Annotated in this window: 16 protein-coding genes; 7 read left to right on the top strand and 9 right to left on the bottom strand. The window is 65.9% G+C overall.

Translation table 11 applies throughout. The features are described 5' to 3' along the window. Position 1 precedes the first annotated feature (1 nt). From BFD71_RS19360 to glgX, 4 genes are all read left to right on the top strand, one after another. Positions 2-655, top strand: a complete 654-nt coding sequence (locus BFD71_RS19360; protein ID WP_069265903.1) for an ABC transporter permease — start codon at positions 2-4, stop codon at positions 653-655. After that, positions 652-1,821: an osmoprotectant ABC transporter ATP-binding protein OsmV gene (locus BFD71_RS19355; RefSeq protein WP_069265902.1), complete on the top strand. Its 1,170-nt coding sequence runs from the start codon at positions 652-654 to the stop codon at positions 1,819-1,821. Before BFD71_RS19360 ends, BFD71_RS19355 begins: the two co-directional genes overlap by 4 nt. Positions 1,822-2,125: 304 nt before the next feature. Further along, positions 2,126-2,449, top strand: a complete 324-nt coding sequence (locus BFD71_RS19350; protein ID WP_069265901.1) for an antibiotic biosynthesis monooxygenase family protein — start codon at positions 2,126-2,128, stop codon at positions 2,447-2,449. Positions 2,450-2,676: 227 nt separating this feature from the next. Beyond that, on the top strand, positions 2,677-4,854 hold the full coding sequence (gene glgX / locus BFD71_RS19345; RefSeq protein ID WP_069265900.1) for a glycogen debranching protein GlgX: 2,178 nt from the start codon (positions 2,677-2,679) through the stop codon (positions 4,852-4,854). A 101-nt stretch (positions 4,855-4,955) separates the two neighbouring features. Here the strand turns inward: glgX and BFD71_RS19340 are convergent, their stop codons facing one another. The 9 genes from BFD71_RS19340 to BFD71_RS19300 form a co-directional block, all read right to left on the bottom strand. Next, positions 4,956-5,789 carry a M55 family metallopeptidase gene (locus BFD71_RS19340; protein ID WP_069265899.1) on the bottom strand — a complete coding sequence of 278 codons (834 nt, stop codon included), beginning with the start codon at positions 5,787-5,789 and terminating at the stop codon, positions 4,956-4,958. Then, a complete protein-coding gene (locus BFD71_RS19335) occupies positions 5,786-6,862 on the bottom strand; it encodes a P1 family peptidase (RefSeq protein WP_069265898.1) in 1,077 nt (358 codons plus the stop codon). Before BFD71_RS19335 ends, BFD71_RS19340 begins: the two co-directional genes overlap by 4 nt. Next, complete coding sequence (gene gsiD, locus BFD71_RS19330) at positions 6,859-7,752, bottom strand: glutathione ABC transporter permease GsiD (protein ID WP_069265897.1); 894 nt, start codon at positions 7,750-7,752, stop codon at positions 6,859-6,861. Before gsiD ends, BFD71_RS19335 begins: the two co-directional genes overlap by 4 nt. Positions 7,753-7,759: 7 nt before the next feature. Next, complete coding sequence (gsiC, locus tag BFD71_RS19325) at positions 7,760-8,680, bottom strand: glutathione ABC transporter permease GsiC (RefSeq protein WP_069265896.1); 921 nt, start codon at positions 8,678-8,680, stop codon at positions 7,760-7,762. 69 nt (positions 8,681-8,749) lie between these two features. Then, complete coding sequence (gene gsiB / locus BFD71_RS19320) at positions 8,750-10,273, bottom strand: glutathione ABC transporter substrate-binding protein GsiB (RefSeq protein ID WP_370684292.1); 1,524 nt, start codon at positions 10,271-10,273, stop codon at positions 8,750-8,752. A gap of 108 nt (positions 10,274-10,381) precedes the next feature. After that, the gene (locus BFD71_RS19315; RefSeq protein ID WP_069265894.1) at positions 10,382-12,283 is read right to left on the bottom strand and encodes a dipeptide ABC transporter ATP-binding protein; all 1,902 of its coding nucleotides are present in this window, start codon (positions 12,281-12,283) and stop codon (positions 10,382-10,384) included. 49 nt (positions 12,284-12,332) lie between these two features. Further along, complete coding sequence (locus tag BFD71_RS19310; protein ID WP_069265893.1) at positions 12,333-13,328, bottom strand: isoaspartyl peptidase/L-asparaginase family protein; 996 nt, start codon at positions 13,326-13,328, stop codon at positions 12,333-12,335. Further along, positions 13,325-14,266: a MurR/RpiR family transcriptional regulator gene (locus tag BFD71_RS19305; RefSeq protein WP_069265892.1), complete on the bottom strand. Its 942-nt coding sequence runs from the start codon at positions 14,264-14,266 to the stop codon at positions 13,325-13,327. The genes BFD71_RS19310 and BFD71_RS19305 overlap by 4 nt, the downstream gene beginning before the upstream one ends. 342 nt (positions 14,267-14,608) lie before the next feature. Continuing rightward, entirely contained in the window at positions 14,609-16,516 is a 1,908-nt protein-coding gene (locus BFD71_RS19300; RefSeq protein ID WP_069265891.1) for a PAS domain S-box protein, read from the bottom strand. A 285-nt stretch (positions 16,517-16,801) separates the two neighbouring features. On the opposite strand from BFD71_RS19300, the gene BFD71_RS40625 reads away from it, so the two are divergent. The 3 genes from BFD71_RS40625 to motA are packed head-to-tail and all read left to right on the top strand — an operon-like array spanning position 16,802 to position 20,074. Further along, positions 16,802-17,188: a hypothetical protein gene (locus BFD71_RS40625; RefSeq protein ID WP_141710728.1), complete on the top strand. Its 387-nt coding sequence runs from the start codon at positions 16,802-16,804 to the stop codon at positions 17,186-17,188. 20 nt (positions 17,189-17,208) lie between these two features. After that, complete coding sequence (locus tag BFD71_RS19290) at positions 17,209-19,161, top strand: putative bifunctional diguanylate cyclase/phosphodiesterase (protein ID WP_069265889.1); 1,953 nt, start codon at positions 17,209-17,211, stop codon at positions 19,159-19,161. Between the two features lie 43 nt (positions 19,162-19,204). Continuing rightward, complete coding sequence (gene motA, locus BFD71_RS19285; RefSeq protein WP_069265888.1) at positions 19,205-20,074, top strand: flagellar motor stator protein MotA; 870 nt, start codon at positions 19,205-19,207, stop codon at positions 20,072-20,074. The last annotated feature ends 7 nt before the right edge of the window (positions 20,075-20,081 follow it).

Here is a 20,081-nt window from a genome sequence, read left to right as displayed (position 1 = left end):
TATGAACGTATTCGACTATCTCGCTTCGAGCTGGCCCGAGCTGCTGCAACTCACGCTCCAGCACCTCTACCTCGTGGGCATCGCCGTGGGCTGCGCGATCATCGCGGGCGTGCCGCTCGGCGTGCTCATCAGCCGCCATGACTGGCTCGCCGCACCGCTGCTGGGACTGGCGACCATCATCCTCACGCTGCCCTCCATCGCGCTATTCGGCCTGATGATCCCGGTATTCTCGCGCTTCGGTCAGGGCATTGGCGCGGTGCCCGCCATTACGGCTGTGTTTCTCTACTCGCTGCTGCCGATCATGCGCAACACCTACCTCGCGCTACGCAACGTGGATGCGGGCATCAAGGAAGCCGGCACCGGCATCGGCATGACGTCGTGGCAGCGGCTGCGTCTCGTCGATCTGCCGCTGGCCGTGCCCGTGATTCTTGCGGGCGTGCGCACGGCGGTCGTGATGAACATCGGCGTGATGACCATTGCCGCCGTGATCGGCGCGGGCGGCCTCGGCACGTTGATCATTCGCGCCATTGGCCAGAGCAGCATGATGAAGCTGCTCGTGGGCGCCGTGCTCGTGAGCGTGCTCGCGATCGTCGCCGACCTGTTGTTGCAGATGCTGCAGCGCGCTTTGACACCGAAAGGAGTACAGAAGACATGATCGAACTCGACCAACTGACGAAGACCTTCACGCAGAAAGACGGCCAGGCCGTGCGCGCCGTCGATTCGGTGAGCCTTTCGGTGGCCGAAGGCGAGATCTGCGTGTTCCTCGGCCCCTCGGGCTGCGGCAAGACCACCACGCTGAAGATGATCAACCGGCTGATCGAGCCGACCTCGGGCCGCGTGCTCATCAACGGCGAAGACACGACGGGCCTGAACGAAGTGGATCTGCGCCGCCGCATCGGCTATGTGATCCAGCAGATCGGCCTCTTCCCGAACATGACGATCGCGGAGAACATCACGGTCGTGCCGCGGCTGCTCGGCTGGGACAAGAAGCGCTGCGCCGAACGCGCGGCAGAGCTGATGTCGATGGTCGCGCTCGACCCGAAGCTGTATTTGAAGCGTTATCCGCGCGAGCTTTCGGGCGGTCAGCAGCAGCGTATCGGCGTGATTCGCGCGCTCGCTGCCGATCCGCCCGTGCTGCTCATGGACGAGCCGTTCGGCGCGGTCGATCCGATCAATCGCGAGGCCATCCAGAACGAGTTCTTCCAGATGCAGCGGCAACTGAAGAAGACCGTCATCATGGTGAGCCACGATATCGACGAGGCGATCAAGCTGGGCGACCGCATCGCGGTCTTCCGGCGCGGCAGGCTCGTGCAATACGACCACCCCGATACGCTGCTCGCGCGCCCGCATGACGACTTCGTCGCGCAGTTCGTGGGTCAGGACAGCACACTCAAGCGCCTGTTGCTCGTGAAGGCCGGCGACGCCGCCACGCAACCCGAAACGGCGCGCGCCGAAACGCCGCTCTCGCACGCGTTCGCCGCGATGGACGAAAGCGATTCTCGCTATCTCACCGTGCTCGACGACGCGCAGCACGCGCTCGGCTTCGTGGCGCGCCGCGCCGCGCGCGGGGTCGAAGGCGTCTGCGGCGATCGCATCACGCCCTTCCCGGCTACGGTTTCTGTCGACGACAACCTGCGCATCGTGCTCTCCAAGATGTACCAGTTCCGCGCCTCGTGGATGCCGGTGCTCGACGCCGACGGCGCCTACGTGGGCGAGATCACACAGGATTCGATCGCCGACTATCTCAGCTCGGGCCGCTCGCGGCAGCAGACCGGACAGCCGCCGAGCGCGGCGGTGCGTCCGGCGGCCGCGATCGCGTGAGCGGCGGGTCAGGCTCAGCCCTAAATCCCGGCGGCTAGTCAAGAAGCACCTCTACGACAACGCGAAGATACGTTATGGGGAAGCCGAAGCGCCATCATCGAAGGCATCGCGTTTCAAACCAATATCCTCGCGCTCAACGCGGCGGCGCTGGCACCGTACAAGTGTTCCGTGTTGGCTGAGGCCGACGGACCGACGCGGCGCGAGCGCCTTCGCGGCCTCTTATAATCGGATCTCGAAGCGGCGGCGGGCGCAGTCACCCGCCGCCTTGCCTATCGATTTTTCGTACGCGAAGAGGAACGCCGCAATGTACATCGCCATGAATCGCTTCAAGGTCGCGCCGGGCTCCGAGGCCGCATTCGAGGAAGTCTGGGCCACGCGCGACACGCACTTGAAGCAAGTGCCCGGCTTCATCGAATTTCATCTGCTCAAAGGCCCGCAGCGCGAAGACCACGTGCTCTACGCGAGCCACACGATCTGGGCGAGCCACGCGCACTTCGAAGACTGGACGCGTTCCGACGCCTTTCGCGCGGCGCATCGAAACGCGGGCAATGCGGGAGGGGCAAACCGTCCGGTCTATTTGAGCCATCCCGAGTTCGAAGGCTTCGAAGTCGTGCAAACCGTGAAGTAGGCGCTGCACGCGAAGTCTGGGTCGACATCGGTAAATCTGGGCACGCGCTGCGCCAAAGCTACACGCGCGCAGCGCGCACCACCGCGGTGCCCCGTGTATCCGGCCCCTCTCTTCTCGTCTATCCGCTGCGCTGCGGGCCCTGGGCCCAAACCTTGCTTGACACAAGCCCGCCCTCGCGCGCAACGGCATTGGTGGCGCGCGCCATCGCGTCCCCAACCGACGAGCCCATGAAGAAAAAAACCGCCACCCGTATCGTAGAAGGACAGCCGTTCCCGCTCGGCGCCACCTGGAACGGCCGCGGCGTGAACTTCGCGCTCTTCTCCGCGAACGCTGCCAAGGTCGAGTTGTGTCTCTTCGACAAGAGCGGCCTGCGCGAACTCGAACGCATCGAGTTGCCCGAATACACCGACGAGGTGTGGCACGTCTATCTGCCCGACCTCGCACCGGGCGCCATCTACGGCTATCGCGTGCACGGGCCCTACGAGCCGCAGGCGGGCCATCGCTTCAATCCGCACAAGCTGCTGCTCGATCCCTACGCGAAGGCGCACGTGGGCGCGCTGCGCTGGCATCCCGCCGTGTTCGGCTACACGATCGGGAGCCCCGACGGCGATCTCTCGTTCGACACGCGAGACAGCGCGCGTTATGTGCCGCGCTGCCGCGTGGTCGATCAGGGCTTCACATGGCACCACCCGATGCGCGAACGTGTGCCGCGCGAGCGCACGATCATCTACGAAACGCATGTGCGCGGCTTCACGATCCGCCACCCCGACGTGCCGCACGAAGAGCGCGGCACCTTCGCGGGGCTCGCGCAGACGCCGGTGCTCGAATATATCCGCGGGCTCGGCGTGACATCCGTGGAGTTGCTGCCCATCCACACCTTCGTGAATGACTCGCACCTGCTCGAACGCGGTCTCACGAACTACTGGGGCTACAACACCATCGGCTTCTTCGCGCCGGACCCGCGCTACTCGGTGGGCGCGCACGGCTCGATCGACGAGTTCAAGAACATGGTGGACCGCCTGCACCAGGCGGGTCTCGAAGTGATACTCGACGTGGTCTATAACCACACCGCTGAAGGCAGCGAACTCGGTCCGACGCTCTCGTTTCGCGGCATCGACAATGCTTCGTACTACCGGCTACCCGAAGACCGGCGCTACTACATCAACGACACAGGCACGGGCAATACGCTCAACCTCTCGCACCCGCGCGTGCTGCAGATGGTCACGGACAGCCTGCGCTACTGGGTGCTCGAAATGGGCGTGGACGGTTTTCGCTTCGACCTCGCGACGATCCTCGGGCGCGAGCCCTATGGCTTCGACGAAGGCGGCGGCTTTCTCGACAGCTGCCGCCAGGACCCGATTCTCGCGAGCGTGAAGCTGATTGCCGAGCCGTGGGACTGCGGGCCGGGCGGCTACCAGGTGGGCGGCTTCCCGCCCGGCTGGATGGAATGGAACGACCGCTTTCGCGACACCGCGCGCGCCTGGTGGAAAGGCGACGAGGGCAAGGCGCCCGAACTCGCCACGCGCCTGTGCGCTTCGGGCGACAGCTTCAACCGGCGCGGACGGCGGCCATGGTCGAGCGTGAACTTCGTCACTGCGCACGACGGCTTCACGCTGAACGATCTCGTTTCGTACAACGACCGTCACAACGAAGCCAACGGCGAAGAGAACCGCGACGGCCACGGCGACAATCTCTCGTGGAACTGCGGCGCGGAAGGCCCGACCGATGACCCCGAGATCCGCGCGCTGCGCGAGCGCCAGAAGCGCAACTTCCTCGCCACGCTGCTGCTCTCGCAGGGCACGCCGATGCTGCTCGCGGGCGACGAGTTCGGTCGCACGCAGCGAGGCAACAACAACGCGTACTGCCAGGACAACGACGTGAGCTGGGTGGACTGGGACGGCATCGACGACACGGGCCGCGCGCTCGCCGACTTCGTGCGCAAGCTTACCGCGCTGCGCCATGCGCTGCCGGTGCTGCGACGCAACCGGTTTCTCATCGGCGAGCACAACGCGACGCTCGACGTCACCGACGTCGAATGGCTCTCGCCCGCAGGCGTACCGCTCGCTCAGGAGCAGTGGGACGATGCGGCCATGCGTTGCTTCGGCATGCTGATCGATGGACGATCGCAAACGAGTGGCATCATGCGCCTCGCCTCGGATGCGACCATGCTCATCGTGTTCAACGCCTATCACGACGTGGTGGATTTCACGCTTCCTTCGGTGCCGGGCAACGACCAGTGGAACTGCCTCATCGACACGAACATGCCCGTGCGCGACGAACTGCCCGAATTCGAAGCGGGCGATATCTACCAGGTGACGGGCCGTTCGCTGCTGCTGTTCGCGCTGCATGCGCGTGGCGCGACACAGCGGGTGTTCGACCGGCTGGAGGAAGACCTGACGGGTTGAACGGCAGGCTTTTGGCGGATTGGCGGCGAGGCCGCCAGTCCGTTTTGTTGGGCGTGACGGGGCTGACTGTTAGTTGCACAATGCCGAGACCAGCGGCCGCCTCATCGCAGCACCGCCGACATCGCCGACAAGCTATTGAGCGTGCGCACGAGAAACTCGGCGGTTGGCGCCCCAAACCGGATCACGCAGCCCGCCGCGCGCTCGACACCCGGCCACTGCGCAAAGAGATCCGCCAGCGCAGTCGTCTGCGTGTGCAGTTCGCACGTGCGCATACGCGGCGCCGCACACGCGCGGTCCCACCATTCGCCGTCGCGTGCGACCTGCCCGGCGGCTTCGCGCGCCGCGTCGCGAACCCGTTCGCGGCTCGCGGCGGGCGTCAGCAGATCGCCGCTCGCGTGGCCGCGGGCGCGCTTCACCACGACGAACTTCGCATCGGGAAAAGCGGGCCGCGTTTCGTCTTCGAATACATCGTCACCGCTGAGCAGCGCCACGCGTGCGCCGTATTCCTGCGCGAGCGCGCCATACAGCCCCGCCTCGCCCGTCGCCACGCCGTCCACGAGCACGCGCGCGAACGCAAAGCTGTTGATGGTGTGCGCAAGCATGCCGCGGCTTTGCGCCATGGCGTGATAGCCGATCATGAAAACAAGCGCGGGCCGGTGCTCGAGCCCCGCCATCATGCCAAGCGTGCGCGGCTTGCCGAGTATCACGCGTGCGCGCGCGTCGATCTCGTCGAGCAGCAGGTTGTTGAAACCGCCATGCGAGTCGTTGACCCACACTTCGCTCGCGCCGCCCGAGAATGCGCCTTCCACGGCCGCGTTCGCCTCGAGCGTCATCCAGCGGCGGGCCTGTTCGTACTCGGCGTTTCCCGCGCGCGTTTGCTGAACGTTGAAGACGCCGCCTATGCCTTCGATATCGACCGAAATGAGTACCTTCACGCGTGCACTCCGCCTGAACGAAGATCGGCGAGATCGGGCGCCGCTTCGCGCAGCGCGAGACGCACGTGGCCATCGCGGCCCTGCACAGTGCGTGCGCTCCACAAGGCGTCGAGAATCGCCTGCTCGACGCAATCGGCGCCTGCCTGAAACAGCGGATCGAGTTGCGAGTCGGCGAGCAAGGGCGGCAACGCGTGGGTCGATGCGTCGTGCGCCAATGTGTACGCGGTGCTGAACGCCATGGCGATATCGCCGCTGCCGTGTCCATAGACGGACCCCGTGCGCGCAAGACCTGCTGCCGCGCGCAGCGCAACGCGTCGAAGCTGCCGCGCGTCGAGCGGCGCGTCCGTGGCGATCAGCATGATGATCGAGCCCTTCTCGGGCTCCTGCGTCGCGCGGTTCGACGCCGCGCGCGCAGCAAGCACGCGCCCCACGGGCACGCCGCTGATCGTCAGCATCGGCAAGCGGCCGAAGTTCGCCAGCACGAGCGCGCCCACGGTGTACTGCACGCCCGCCGCCTGCACGACGCGCGACGCCGTGCCGATGCCGCCTTTCAGATCAAAGCTCGACATGCCGCGCCCCGCGCCTACGCTGCCGCGTGCGAAGTCGGCGCTCGCGGCGGCGCAGGCCGCGAGATAGTGTTCCTCATGAACGGCCAGCGCCTGAATGTCGTTCAGGTAACCGTCGTTGCACTCGAACACGAGCGGATTGACGGTCGGCAGGCCGCGCCCGATTTGCGGATTCGCCGCGACCGCCGCGCGAACCTGCGCCTGTGCGAGCGTGCCCACCGCAAACGTGTTGCTCAGCGCAACCGGCGTTTCGAGCACGCCCAACGCTTCGAGCTGCATGAGCCCGATGCTCTTGCCGAATCCGTTGATCACACAAGCGCTCGCCGGCACCTTCTCGCGAAAGAGGTCGCCTGCATGCGGCAGCAGCACGGTCACGCCCGTTTGCACGTCGCCCGCGTCGAGCGTGCAGTGCCCGACGCGCACACCGCTGACGTCGGCAATCGTTCCCGTTGCGCCGCTCGCCAGTGTGCCGATATGCGGCGCAGTATCTCCACGATCGATGCTCATGCGCGGTCCAGCTTCGGGTCGAGTGCGTCGCGCAAGCCGTCACCCAGCAGATTGAACGCGAGCACGGTGAGGAAGATGGCGAGGCTCGGGAACAGCGCGATATGCGGCGCCGTCACCATATCGGCGCGCGCCTCGTTGAGCATGGCGCCCCACTCCGGCGTGGGCGGCTGCGCGCCGAGGCCGATGAACGACAGGCTCGCGGCCGTGATGATCGACGTGCCGATACGCATGGTCAGATACACGATCACGGACGACACGGTGCCCGGCAGGATATGCCGCATGATGATCGTCCAGTCCGACGCGCCAATGCTGCGCGCGGCCTCCACATACGTGAGATGCTTGAGCATGAGCGTATTGCCGCGCACGAGCCGCGCGAACGCCGGAATGCTGAACACCGCCACCGCGCACACCACGTTGATCATGCCGTTGCCGAGGATCGCCACCACGCCGATGGCGAGCAGAATGCCTGGGAATGCGAACAGCACGTCGGCTACACGCATGGTGATGCGATCCCACCAGCCTTCATAGTAACCCGCGAGCAAGCCGAAGAACGTGCCGACTATAGCGCCCAGCGCCACCGAAAGAAAACCCGCCGCGAGCGAAATGCGCGTGCCCGCGAGAATGCGGCTGAAAATATCGCGGCCCAGCGCGTCCACGCCGAACCAGTGGGCCGCCGAGGGACCCGCGTTGAGCGAGTCGTAATCGAAGTAATTTTCCGGGTCGTAAGGCACGAGATGCGGTGCGAACACCGCGATCACCACCAGCAGCAGCACGAACGCGCCCGCGCCGAGCGCGACGTGCTGCTTGCGGAACTTGCGCCAGAATTCGCGCCACGGCGTGCGGATCGCTTCGTCCTCTGCGCGTACGGCTTCGTTTAGGGTCGTGCTCATGGCGGGCTCACCTGAATCGAATGGTCGGATTGATGACCGCGTACAACACGTCCACGATCAGATTGATGACGATGAACTCGAGCGAGAACAACAGCACTTCGGCCTGAATCACGGGGTAATCGCGCATCGCAACGGAATCGACGAGCAGCCGCCCAAGGCCCGGCCAGTTGAACACCACCTCCACGACGATCGAGCCGCCCAGCAGGAAGCCGAACTGCAGGCCCATCATCGTGACCACGGGAATCATCGCGTTGCGCAGGCAATGCCTGATCACCACCCATTGTTCGGCGACGCCCTTCGCGCGCGCCGTGCGAACGAAGTCCTCGTTGAGCACCTCGACGAAAGAAGCCCGCGTGAAGCGCGCCATCACCGCCGCCACGGCCGCGCCGAGCGTGACCGACGGCAGCACGTAGCTGCGCCACGAACCGTCGCTCACCACGGGCAGCCAGCCCAGGTGCACCGAGAACAGCTCCATGAGCGCCATGCCGAGCGCGAAAGCCGGAAACGAAATGCCCGACACCGCGAGCGCCATGCCGATGCGATCGGGCCAGCGATTGCGCCACACGGCCGAGACGATGCCGATCGCCATGCCGAACACCACGGCCCAGACCATGCTGGTGAGCGTGAGCAGCAGCGTGGGCATGAAACGCTCGCCGATTTCGGTGACGACGGGGCGCTTGCTGCGCATCGAAACACCGAAATCGCCGTGAGCGATGCGCACGAAGAAGTGGAGGAACTGCTGCGGCAGCGGCTGGTCAAGGCCGAGATCGGCGCGCACGAGCGCAACCGTGGCGTCGTCCGCTTCGGGACCCGCTGCGAGGCGCGCCGGGTCGCCCGGCAGCAGGTGCACGAACAGGAACACGAGGACCGCGACGATCAGGAGCGTCGGCAGCAGACCCAGCGAGCGTTTGACAATGAAATTCAGCATGAGCGCGTTACTGCATCGGGGCGTGCGCGCCGCGCCGGACACTAGCGATCCGGCGCGGCGCGCAACGCATTAGCGAATCGAGATCTCGTCGAAGTTGAACGAGCCGTCCGGCGCCACATACGCGCCGGCCAGGCGCTTGCTGCGGGCGTACACGACCTTCTCCTTCACGAGGAATACCCACGGGGCGTCGGCCCAGATGCGCTTTTGCGCGTCGGTGTAGAGCGCCGTCTTTTGCGCGCGGTCCGTCGTTTCGAGCGCCTTCGCGAGGTCCTCATCGACCGCCGGGTTCTTGTAGTACGCCGTGTTCATGAGCTTGGGCGGCCACGATGCCGAAGCGAGCAGCGGCGAGATGCCCCAGTCCGCCTCACCCGTGGACGACGACCAGCCGATGTAATACATGCGCACGCCGGCCGTTGCCGGGTCCTGCGCGCTTTCCACGCGCGCGACCGCCGTGCCCGTTTCAAGCGCTTCGACGTTCGCCTTCACGCCCACCTGCGCGAGCTGTTGCTGCACGAACTGAATCGCCTTTTGCGCGGTTGAGTTGTTATACGCCGACCACAGCGTCGTTTCGAAGCCGTTCGGGTAACCGGCCTGCTTGAGCAGTTCGCGCGCCTTGGCCGGATCGTACGGCCAGGGGCCGAGCTTGATCGAGTAGTCCACACCTTGCGGCAGTACGCCGTCCGAAGGCAGCGCGTAGCCCCCGAATGCCACCTTCGCCAGCGCGTCCTTGTTGATCGCGTAGTTCAGCGCCTGGCGCACGAGCGGGTTGTCGAACGGTTTCTTCGCGGTGTTCAGGCTGATGTAGCGCTGGATGATCGAGGGGGTGGCGATCAGGTCCACCTTCGGGTTCGACTGGAACGCGCTCGCCTGCTCGAACGGAATGCGGAAGGCAAAGTCCGCTTCGCCGGTACGCATGAGCGCCGCGCGCGTGTTGTTGTCGGCCACCGGCTTCCAGTCGATCTCGTCGATCTTCGGGTAGCCCTTCTTCCAGTAGCCGTCGAACTTGTGCACGACGAGGTCGCCGGCCGGGTCCCACTTCACGAACGCGAACGGGCCCGTGCCCACCGGATGCAGGCCGATGTCCTTGCCCCACTTCTTCATGGCCGCCGGCGAAATCATCACCGCCGACGGGTGCGCGAGCACGTTCACGAACGCCGAGAACGGCGCGTTCAGCGTGACCTTTACCGTGTACGGATCGACCGCTTCGGTCTTCGCGATGCGGCGGAACATGTTGTAGCGCTTCAGGTGATTCGCCGGGTCCGTCACACGGTCGAAGTTCGCCTTCACAGCCGCCGCGTTGAAGTCGGTGCCGTCCTGGAACTTGACGCCTTCGCGCAGCTTGAAGGTGTAGACGAGACCGTCGCCGCTCACTTCATAGCTCGTGGCGAGCACATTGGTGAGCTTGAGGTCCTTGTCGAAACCGAACAGGCCCTGGTAGAACGACTTCGAAACCGCCTGCGAAAGCGTATCGTTGGCGTCGTACGGGTCGAGCGTCGAGAAGGTCGAATCGACGGCCATCACCGCGCGCTGTTCGGCGGCATGTACGGCAGTCGCGCCGGCGATCAGCGCGAGTGCGAGCGCGCTGCCCTTCATCCATGTTTTGACTTCTTTCATCAATCAGGTCTCCATAGCAATGAATCTTGACGACTCGGCGAAATATTCCAGCTAAACAGTGAACGATTGCGTGGCATGCGGGCGTGTTCAGTACGCGCCGCCCACCCGATGCTTTGCAACGAAGTGGCCGGGGCCGACCGACACAAGCGGCAGGACCTGCGGCTCGTCGCCGGGTGCGCGAATCGGGCTCGGCAGTTCGTCGGCGGCGAGCACGCGCTTCGCGTGGCGGCGCGCCGGATCGGCGATCGGCACCGCGCCCATGAGCTTCCTTGTATAGGCGTGCTGCGGGTTCTCGAACACGGCGCGGCGCGGGCCGATCTCGACGATCTGCCCCAGGTACATCACCGCGACGCGATGGCTCACGCGTTCCACCACGGCCATATCGTGCGAGATGAAGAGATACGCCACACCAAGCTCCTGCTGCAGGTCGAGCATCAGGTTGACGATCTGCGCCTGCACGGAAACGTCGAGCGCCGACACCGATTCGTCGGCGATCACGACTTTCGGGTTCATCGACAGCGCTCGTGCGATGGCAATGCGCTGACGCTGGCCGCCCGAGAATTCGTGCGGATAGCGGCCCGCCGCCGACTTCGGCAAGCCCACGCGATCGAGCAGCCATTCCACGCGGGCCTGCGCCTCTGCGCCCTTCGCGATGCCGTGCACGAGCAATGGCTCCATGATCGAGAAGCCCACCGTGAGGCGCGGGTTGAGCGAGGCGAACGGGTCCTGAAAAATGAACTGGATATCGCGGCGCAACGTCTGTAGCGCGGGGCCCGTGAGGGTGCTGATATTCCGGCCGCCGAATTCGATCGTGCCGCTCTGGCTCTCGACGAGCCGCAGCAGCGAGCGGCCCGTGGTCGATTTACCGCAACCGGACTCGCCCACCAGCGCGAGCGTTTCGCCGGCGTGAAGATCGAAGCTGACTTTTTCGACCGCATGCACGCGGCCTGTGACCTTGCCGAACAATCCGCTGCGCACGGGAAAGCGCGTGACGAGGTCGCGCACGCGCAGGACCGGCGGCGCGTTCGTTTCTGGCGCGTTCGCCGGAGGGTTCGACGTGGCGACCGGGCGCGCCGCTTCGCTCATCGACAGCAGCGGGAACTTCTCCGGCAAGTCCGTGCCCTGCATTGCGCCAAGCCTCGGCACCGCGGCGAGCAACGCCTGCGTGTAACGGTGCGAAGGCGCGGCGAACAGCGCATCGGATGCGCCCTCTTCCACCTTTTCCCCGCGATACATCACGAGAATGCGGTCCGCCACTTCGGCGACCACGCCCATGTCGTGCGTGATGAAGACCACGCCCATATCCATCTCGTCCTGCAGGCCGCGAATGAGTTGCAGGATCTGCGCCTGGATCGTCACGTCGAGTGCCGTGGTCGGTTCGTCGGCAATCAGGAGCGCGGGCTTGCACGAGAGCGCCATCGCAATCATCACGCGCTGGCGCATGCCGCCCGAAAGCTGATGCGGGAAGCGGTCCATCACGCGGCGCGCCTCGGGAATGCGCACGAGGTCGAGCAGGCGCAGCGTTTCGGCGCGCGCCTGCGCGGCGTTCATCTGTTGATGCAACGCGATCGCCTCGCTGATCTGGTTGCCCACCGTGAACACCGGGTTCAGCGAAGTCATCGGCTCCTGGAAGATCATCGCGATATCCGCGCCGCGCACCGAGCGCATGGTCGAGCTACTCGCACGCGTGAGATCGAGCACGCTGCCGTTGCGACGGCGCAGGTCGATGCTGCCGCCCGTAATGCGGCCGCCGCCGTGCTCGGCGAGCCGCATCAGCGAAAGCGATGTGACCGACTTGCCCGAACCCGATTCGCCGACGATGGCGAGCGTCTCGCCCCGGTCGACGTGGAACGACAGATTGCGCACGGCTTCGAACGCGCCCGCGCCGCGCCTGAACGACACGGAAAGGTTACGGACGTCGATCACGCGATTCGGCGGCAGCGCGGCCTTTCCGCTGGCCGGCGCGATATCAGGACGGTTCGATGACATCTGCACGATGAGGATTCCTTCGTTTGGTGCGCAAAAAAGGATGCGCCGCTTAAGCGTAGATCGACGCAACGGGCGCTTCGCCCACGCGCGCGTAGCCACGGTACATACCTTCGGTATTGAACGGCAGGACCACGTTGCCTTGTGCATCCACGGCGATCAGGCCGCCGCGGCCGTCGATGCGCGGCAACTGCTCCATCACGACGTTCGTGGCTGCTTCGGATAGCGAAACACCGCGATATTTCATTTGCGCCGCCACGTCGTAGGCCGCGACCATGCGCATGAACATTTCGCCCGATCCCGTGGTGGACACCGCACAGGTGGCGTCGTCGGCATAGCAGCCCGCACCGATCAGCGGCGCGTCGCCCACGCGGCCCACCTGCTTGTTCGTAATGCCGCCCGTCGAAGTCGCCGCCGCGACGTGGCCGTGCGCGTCGAGCGCCACCGCGCCCACCGTGCCGAACTTGCGGTTCGGGTCGATCGGCTCGTGCGGCAGGCTGTCCGCCGATGCGTTTGCAGCTGCCTTTGCTTCGAGCGTTGCCCCGTCGTGATCGAGCATCGCGCGCGCTTCACCGCGGGCGAGCTGCCACTGGCGGTAGCGCGCATCGGTGTGGAAGTAGGAGGAATCGACAAATTCGAGGCCCTGGGCCGCTGCAAACGCTTCCGCGCCTTCGCCCGTGAACAGCACGTGTTCGCTCTGCTCCAGCACGCGGCGCGCCGCCAGCACCGGATTGCGCACGCGCGTCACGCAGCACACGGCGCCCGCTTCGAGCGTACGGCCGTCCATGATCGAGGCGTCGAGTTCATGTGTGCCTGCGGACGTGAACACCGCGCCGTGGCCCGCGTTGAATAGCGGACAGTCTTCGAGCAGGCGCACCGCTTCTTCGACGGCGTCGAGCGCGCTGCCGCCTTCCGAGAGGATGCGCTGGCCAGCCGCGAGAATGCCGCTCAGCGCGTCGAGATACTGGGTTTCGACTTCGGGCGCCATCGATGCGCGCAGGATCGTGCCGGCGCCGCCGTGAATGGCAATGACTGCGTTCGATTTCATGACTTCTTTTTCGTTGGGGAAGACGGAGCGGCTGGCGCGACAGACGCCTGCGCCGGGGCCGAAGTGAGCCACGGCAGCACCGATTCGGTGATGGCCGCCGCAGCGACGACGGAATCCTTCGCGCGCAACGCCACGGCGTCGCAAAGCGCTTCGATGACGGCCAGCACCGCGGCCTCCGAGTTCGCCGCAAGGCGACGTTCGGAACGGATCGGCAGCGTGAGATCGGCGAAGCGCGCGAGCGGCGAGTCGATGCTGTCGGTGAGCGCGAGCACGCGCGCGCCCAGCTTCGCGGCGTGGCGCGAGAGCTTGATCGTGTCGTCCACGTAGCGCGGAAACGCGATGCCGATCACCAGATCGTCCCTGTTCGCGCCGAGCAGCCTGCGCGCCGAATGCGTGGGGCCGCCGACCGAGGCGAGCGCCTGCACGTTGTCGAGATACGGCAGCAGGGCGTTCTCCATGAGTCCGGCGAGAAACGCGCTCGTGCCCGAGCCGATTATGTAGACGCGGCGCGCAGAGAGAATCGCGTCCACGGCTGCGGCAGCCGCTGCGCTGTCGATCGACTGGCGCGACAAACGCAGGTTCGACTCGGCCTGCTCCAGCGAGGCGCCGAATAGCTCGGCGCCGCTGGTCGGCGATTCCTGCGCGCTGCGCAGCCGCTCGACCGGCGCGAGCGTGGCCTCGAAGCCGCGCACGAGCGCCTCGCGAAACTGCGGATAGCCGTCGAACCCGAGCGAGCGCGCAAAGCGGTTGGCCGTGGCCACCGAAGCGCCCACCGCGTCCGCCAGTTCGTCGATGCGCATGGTCGCGGCATGGAACAGGTTTGCGAGCACATACTCGGCCATGCGCCGGTGGCCCGGTGTGAGGACGGGCATCGCGGCAGTGATGCGCGCGACGATCTCGGCTTCGGGCGTGTCGGGAGTCGACGGTCGGGTTGGCATACGTGAACGGGAGTCGGGACGCTGAGGGGAACGGCACGTGCCGTAAATGAAATTACATGGGCGGATCTTAGTGAAAATTAATTTTCATCGCGCCCGGGGTTTACCCTATTCGAGCAAAGCGCGGGAGAAATTGGCTTGATCGGGCGCAACGAGGAGCGAAGCTGCGCGCGTCGAACACGTTGCTGGAACCTGGAACGAGAAGCCGGCAGGGGCGGATGCCGGAAAGCATTTCGCCCGCAGGCGAGATAAGGCGCGGCTACGCGTGGAGAGTGGCGCCGCACTTGCCGACAACCAGACGCTAGCGGCAATCGAATCAGTCACATGAGAACGGAGCGTGCAGCTTCACGACGCCACCATCGCTTCAGCGCACGGCGCCAACCGCCACGTGTTGCGCCCCGCGCGCTTCGCTTCGTACATGGCCGCATCGGCGAGACACAGCGCATCGTCGGCCAGCGCCCTGTTCCCGGCTTCGGTCGAGAGCATCGCGCTCGTTGCGTCCACCACACCGGCCGCGCCTGTCACGCCCGTCAGCACGACGCCCACGCTCGCGCTCGTCTCGATCACGCGGCCCGCGACGATGAACGCCTTCGACACTTCACGGCAAATGGCCGCTGCGATGCGCTCGCCGGTGCGCGCGTCGCTCACGCCGCGGCTCGCCACCGCGAATTCGTCACCGCCCAGGCGGCTCACCACGTCGCCCGTGCGCACGGTGGCGACGAGCCTGCGCGCGACCTCCCTGAGCAAAGCGTCGCCCACGTCGTGGCCGTAACGGTCGTTGATGGACTTGAAGCCGTCCATGTCCATGAAGAAGAGTGCGAAGGGCTCACCGCTCGTGCGCAGTTCGCGCAGCGTCTCCTGCAGCGCGCGCCGGTTCGCGAGCCCCGTGAGCGGGTCGATCAGCGCGCCCTCGCGCAGGCGTTGCTCGGTACGGCGCTGCTCGGTCACGTCGTGCGCCATCACGTAGAAGCCCGTCACCTTGCCTTCGCGCTTGGCCGGAATGTAGGTGGCCGACCACACGCGGTCGGCATCGGCCCGATACCGCACCTCGTCGCAGGTCACGCGTTCACCGGCCAGCGCGCGCGCAAAGAGCGGCTGCAACTGCTCGAACACTTCGGGGCGCAGCGTCTCGCTCAGGCTGCGTCCGCGCAGCGCCGCCGGCTCCGCGCCGAATACGCGCTTGAACGTCTCGTTGTTGAACTGGTAGCACAGATCGCGATCGACCACGGCGATGAGCGCCGGCACGTTGTCGGTGATGGTCTGCAGCGCGTCGCGGCTGCGCCGCAGTTCTCCCGTGCGTTCGCGCACGCGCTCTTCGAGCTCGACGTGATAGTTGCGCAATGCCTCTTCGCTCTTCTTGCGGCTCGTAATGTCCTGCACCGCCGCGATGAAATGCAGCGGCGTGCCCGACACGTCGCGCACGAGCGACACCGCGAGATTGACCCACACAGCCTGGCCGTCGCGCCGCAGATAGCGCTTTTCGATCGCATACGTGGCCTGGCGGCCCGCGAGCAGCTCGGCCACTTGCGCGAGATCGGCGGCAATGTCGGCCGGGTGCGTGACCGAGGCGAACGTGCGGCGGCGCAGTTCGCTCTCCTCGTAGCCGATGATCTCCGAGAACTTCTGGTTCACGTCGAGAAAACGGCCGTCGAGATCGACCACGGCCTTGCCGATCGGCGTTTGCTGGAACACGGTCCGAAAGCGCGCCTCGCTGATGGCGAGCGAACGGCGGTCGCGCTCGTGCGCCGTGCGCGAGCGGTTCAACTGCCGGCGCAATTCCAGCTCGCGCTCGACGAGATGCGCGAAATCCGCGAGCATGGCGGCCTGGGCCGCGTCGAACGTGCGCGGCTTTTCGTCGATCAGGCACAGTGTGCCGACCACCTGGCCGTCGGCGAGGCACAGCGGCGAACCTGCATAGAAGCGGATGTTCGGCGCGCCCGTGACGAGCGGATTGTCGAGAAAGCGCTCGTCGTCGAGCGCGTCTTCCACCACGAGCATGCACTTGCTCAGCACGGCGTGCGCGCAGAACGACACGCTGCGCGGCGTTTCGCACGCGGCCAGCCCATGGTGCGACTTGAACCATTGGCGGTCTTCGTCCACGAGCGAGATCAGCACGATCGGCATGTCGAACGCGAAGGCGGCGAGCCGCGAGATGCGATCGAACGCCTCTTCGGGATCGGTGTCGAGTATGTCGAGTTGCCGCAGCGCCCGAAGGCGGACGTCCTCATCCAGAGGAAGCGGAGCAGTGATCATCGTGTGGGGGGCCCGGCAGGACGGATACGGTTTGCGTGGCGCTTTCCGCACCGGCGCGCCTCACCTGGGTTTACGGCCAGATCAAGCGAAAACTGAAGCGTGGGAATGCCCGCACCGCGCCTATCGCGCCAGCCTTGCGCGCCAGGCATTTCCCTTATGCAGGAATCGCAATATAAGCGCACGAACGTTCGGTATACGTGTGGGTCGCGCAATCATCGAGCGCCACGGCCGTCACACCCGCGCTGCTCGCGTAGCCCGGCCCAACGGGCGTTGCGCACTTTCTGCATGAAATGTCACAGCGGTCTAATTACTTCGATATCCGAAATAAAGGCGGTTTTTAACCGGCTGGCTAACGCGTTGCGAAATCGATCAAGCCCTCAAAAAAAACTTGTCTGGCGACTTCAGCAACGCTTTTTCAAGGCCGTAAAAAGGGCAAAGCTCCACCCTTCCGGTGTCACCATGAGAACCCTCGCGCAAACCCTGCGACTGAAACAGACTACCCGCATCGCCACCGCAGCGCGTATTGCCGCCGGCCGCGGCGCCGGCGCGCGCATGAGCGCCGCGCCGCGTGCGCGCCGCGCGCCGTCACGCAGCGCTCATGAGCAGACCGGCACGTCGTGTCACTACGCCGTGCGCCGCCTCGCGGCGCAGGTGCGCACACGCAGAATCTAATGCCACACGGACATCGAGACATGAGACAGGAAACCGTGGCGGCCATGCCCGATCCCGCCGCTGCCTTGAATCCCTCAGCGGCGCTTCCCTGGTTAGTGCGTGCGCGCGCAACGTTGCGCGCCTCGATCCGCGCACGCACGAAGTTTTTCATCGGCCTGTTCTTTGCATTGTTCGCCACGCAAACCACACTGCTTGCGAGCCAGTTGATCGCGTTTGGCCACGCCTTCGAACGCGTGGATACGAGCTGGCACGATGAAAGCGCCGGGCAGGAAACCGACGCACCGCCGAGGCAAGCCGTCTCCGCCGCGCCGCGCGAACTCGCGGTCGAGAAGCTGCACAACCAGGTCCAGCGCGGCATCCTGCGCGTGCGTCACACGCTCGAAGCCGCCTTTGCGATCGCGCTCGCCACGCTCGCCTTTGGCCTCGTGCTGCTGCACTACCTCGAGCGTACGCTGCTGCGTCCGCTGCATACCTTGACCGATTCGCTCGTGCGCCTCGCGCACGGCGAAGACATGCGCGCATTGCCCGACATGAACCGCACCGACGAGATCGGCGCGATGGCGCATGCCTTCGATACGTTGTGCGAAAAGTCCCGCGAGCTGCATCTCGCCCACGAAGCCACGCGCGCCGCCGAGGCCCATGCCCAGGCGCTGGCGCGCCACGACCCGCTCACGGGCCTGCCCAACCGGCGTCTGCTCGCAGCGGAGATGAGCGCGGCGCTGGAGCGCACGCAGCACCGCTCGCCCGATTACCTCGTGTTCGTGATCGACCTCGACCGCTTCAAGCCCGTGAATGACTTCCACGGTCACGCCGCGGGCGACACGGTACTGTGCGAGATTGCCGCGCGCCTGCGTCGCGTGGTGCGCGACGGCGACACCGTTGCGCGCCTGGGCGGCGACGAGTTCGCCGTGCTCGCCCGCGTGCACCGCGACGACCACATCGAGGCCGCGAGCGAGCTGGCGCAGCGCCTGCTTGCCGCCACACGCGCGCCCATCGACATCGGCAAGCTGCGCATCAACGTGGACGCGAGCATCGGCATCGCATGCTGCCCGCGCGACGGCGGCGACCCGGACGCGCTGCTGCGCGCCGCCGATATCGCCATGTACCGCGCCAAATGCGAAGGCAAGGGCACGTACCGCTTCTTCGAGCAGAAGATGGACGACGAGCTGCGCCTGCAGGCCTCGCTCGAATCGGACCTGCGCCGCGCGCTCGCGGGCGGCGAGATTCGGCCGTTCTACCAGCCGCTCGTGCGCCTCGCCGACGGGCAGACCACCGGCTTCGAGATTCTCGCGCGCTGGCATCACGAGCAGCGCGGCTGGATCTCGCCCGAGGTGTTCGTGCCGCTCATCGAGCAGATGGGCATTTCGCCCGCGTTCACGGCTTCGATCCTGCGGCGCGCGTGCCGCGACGCGCTGGGCTGGCCCTCGCGCTACCACCTCGCGCTCAATCTCTCGCCCGCGCAGTTCAAGGACACGCAACTCGCGGCGCTGCTGCTCAGGATCCTCGCCGACGAGGGCATGCCGCCCGAGCGCATGGAGATCGAGATCACCGAATCGGCGCTGATGTACGACTTCGACGCGGCGCGCGCCGTGCTCGCGGACTTCCGCAACGCGGGGCTGCGCATGTCGCTCGACGACTTCGGCACCGGCTATTCGAGCCTGCAGCACCTGCGCGAGCTGAAGGTGGACAAGCTGAAGATCGACCGCTCCTTCGTGCTCTCGATGTCCTCGTGCAACGAGAGCGTCAAGATCGTCGACGCGATCATCGCGCTCTCCTCGAACCTGGGCATGAGCACCGTGGCCGAGGGCGTGGAGACTGCGGAACTCGCGCGCACGCTGGCGGCGAAGGGCTGCGACTACGCGCAGGGCTATTTCTTCGGCAAGGCGATGGCGGCGCGTGAAATCGACGCTTTGCTCAACGTGGATCGTGCGGCGAACGAGGCGCGGCCCAAGCGTCTCGTCGAGCCGGCCTGACCAGATTGACCCGTAGTACTTTGAGAAAGAGAAGGTAGACATCATGTTTGTAGCAATTGGCTGGATCGTCGTGCTCGGATCCGTGATCGGGAGCTTCGTGGGCGTGGGGGGACACCTGCCCGCGCTCGTTCAACCGTTCGAACTCCTGTGCATTTTCGGCGCGGCGCTGGGCGCGTTCGTGGTGAGCAACCCCACCGCCACGCTCGGCAAGACGCTCAAGGCGCTACCCACCTGCTTCAAGGGCGGCGGCTACACGAAGGCGCAATACCTGGAGCTGATCGCCCTCCTCTACGAGCTGCTGCAAAAGGCGCGCAAGGAAGGCATGATGGCGCTCGAAGCCGACATCGAAGCGCCCGAGAACAGCCCGATTTTCCAGAAGTACGCACGCGTGCTCGACGACCATCATCTGCTCGACTTCATCGTCGACTATCTGCGCATGATGTCGAGCGGCAACGTCAATCCCATGGAAATGCAGGACCTCATGGACGAAGAACTCGACACGCATCACTCGGAGGTGTCGATTGCGCCCAACGCGATCCAGAAGATGGCCGACGGCCTGCCCGCCTTCGGCATCGTGGCCGCCGTGATGGGCGTGGTGCATACGATGGGCTCGGTCGGCAAGCCGCCGGCCGTGCTCGGCGAGATGATCGCGGGCGCGCTCGTGGGCACGTTCCTCGGCATTCTGCTCGCCTATGGCTTCGTCGGTCCGATCGCCGACCTGCTCAACGCCAAGGGCCGCGCCGCCAGCAAGCCGTTTCAGTGCGTGAAGGCCGTGCTGCTCGCGTCGCTCGCCGGCTACGCGCCGCCCGTGGCCGTGGAATTCGGCCGCAAGGTGCTGTTCACCGCCGACCGCCCGAGCTTCCAGGAGCTCGACGAAGCGGTGCGCGCCACCAGGACGCCGAAGGCCGCTTAGGAGTCCA

The sequence above is a fragment of the Paraburkholderia nodosa genome (assembly GCF_001718195.1).
GTDB classification, from domain to species: domain Bacteria; phylum Pseudomonadota; class Gammaproteobacteria; order Burkholderiales; family Burkholderiaceae; genus Paraburkholderia; species Paraburkholderia nodosa_A.
The sequence above is the reverse complement of the archived record's forward strand: the minus strand, read 5'-3'. Positions and strand labels throughout refer to the sequence as shown.

Coding starts and splice junctions, on each gene's coding strand:
- BFD71_RS19360 (WP_069265903.1), top strand. CDS start 2: ATGAACGTATTCGACTATCTCGCTTCGAGCTGGCCCGAGCTGCTGCAA.
- BFD71_RS19355 (WP_069265902.1), top strand. CDS start 652: ATGATCGAACTCGACCAACTGACGAAGACCTTCACGCAGAAAGACGGC.
- BFD71_RS19350 (WP_069265901.1), top strand. CDS start 2,126: ATGTACATCGCCATGAATCGCTTCAAGGTCGCGCCGGGCTCCGAGGCC.
- glgX (WP_069265900.1), top strand. CDS start 2,677: ATGAAGAAAAAAACCGCCACCCGTATCGTAGAAGGACAGCCGTTCCCG.
- BFD71_RS19335 (WP_069265898.1), bottom strand. CDS start 6,862: ATGAGCATCGATCGTGGAGATACTGCGCCGCATATCGGCACACTGGCG.
- gsiD (WP_069265897.1), bottom strand. CDS start 7,752: ATGAGCACGACCCTAAACGAAGCCGTACGCGCAGAGGACGAAGCGATC.
- gsiC (WP_069265896.1), bottom strand. CDS start 8,680: ATGCTGAATTTCATTGTCAAACGCTCGCTGGGTCTGCTGCCGACGCTC.
- gsiB (WP_370684292.1), bottom strand. CDS start 10,273: ATGAAGGGCAGCGCGCTCGCACTCGCGCTGATCGCCGGCGCGACTGCC.
- BFD71_RS19315 (WP_069265894.1), bottom strand. CDS start 12,283: ATGTCATCGAACCGTCCTGATATCGCGCCGGCCAGCGGAAAGGCCGCG.
- BFD71_RS19310 (WP_069265893.1), bottom strand. CDS start 13,328: ATGAAATCGAACGCAGTCATTGCCATTCACGGCGGCGCCGGCACGATC.
- BFD71_RS19305 (WP_069265892.1), bottom strand. CDS start 14,266: ATGCCAACCCGACCGTCGACTCCCGACACGCCCGAAGCCGAGATCGTC.
- BFD71_RS19300 (WP_069265891.1), bottom strand. CDS start 16,516: ATGATCACTGCTCCGCTTCCTCTGGATGAGGACGTCCGCCTTCGGGCG.
- BFD71_RS40625 (WP_141710728.1), top strand. CDS start 16,802: ATGAAATGTCACAGCGGTCTAATTACTTCGATATCCGAAATAAAGGCG.
- BFD71_RS19290 (WP_069265889.1), top strand. CDS start 17,209: ATGAGACAGGAAACCGTGGCGGCCATGCCCGATCCCGCCGCTGCCTTG.
- motA (WP_069265888.1), top strand. CDS start 19,205: ATGTTTGTAGCAATTGGCTGGATCGTCGTGCTCGGATCCGTGATCGGG.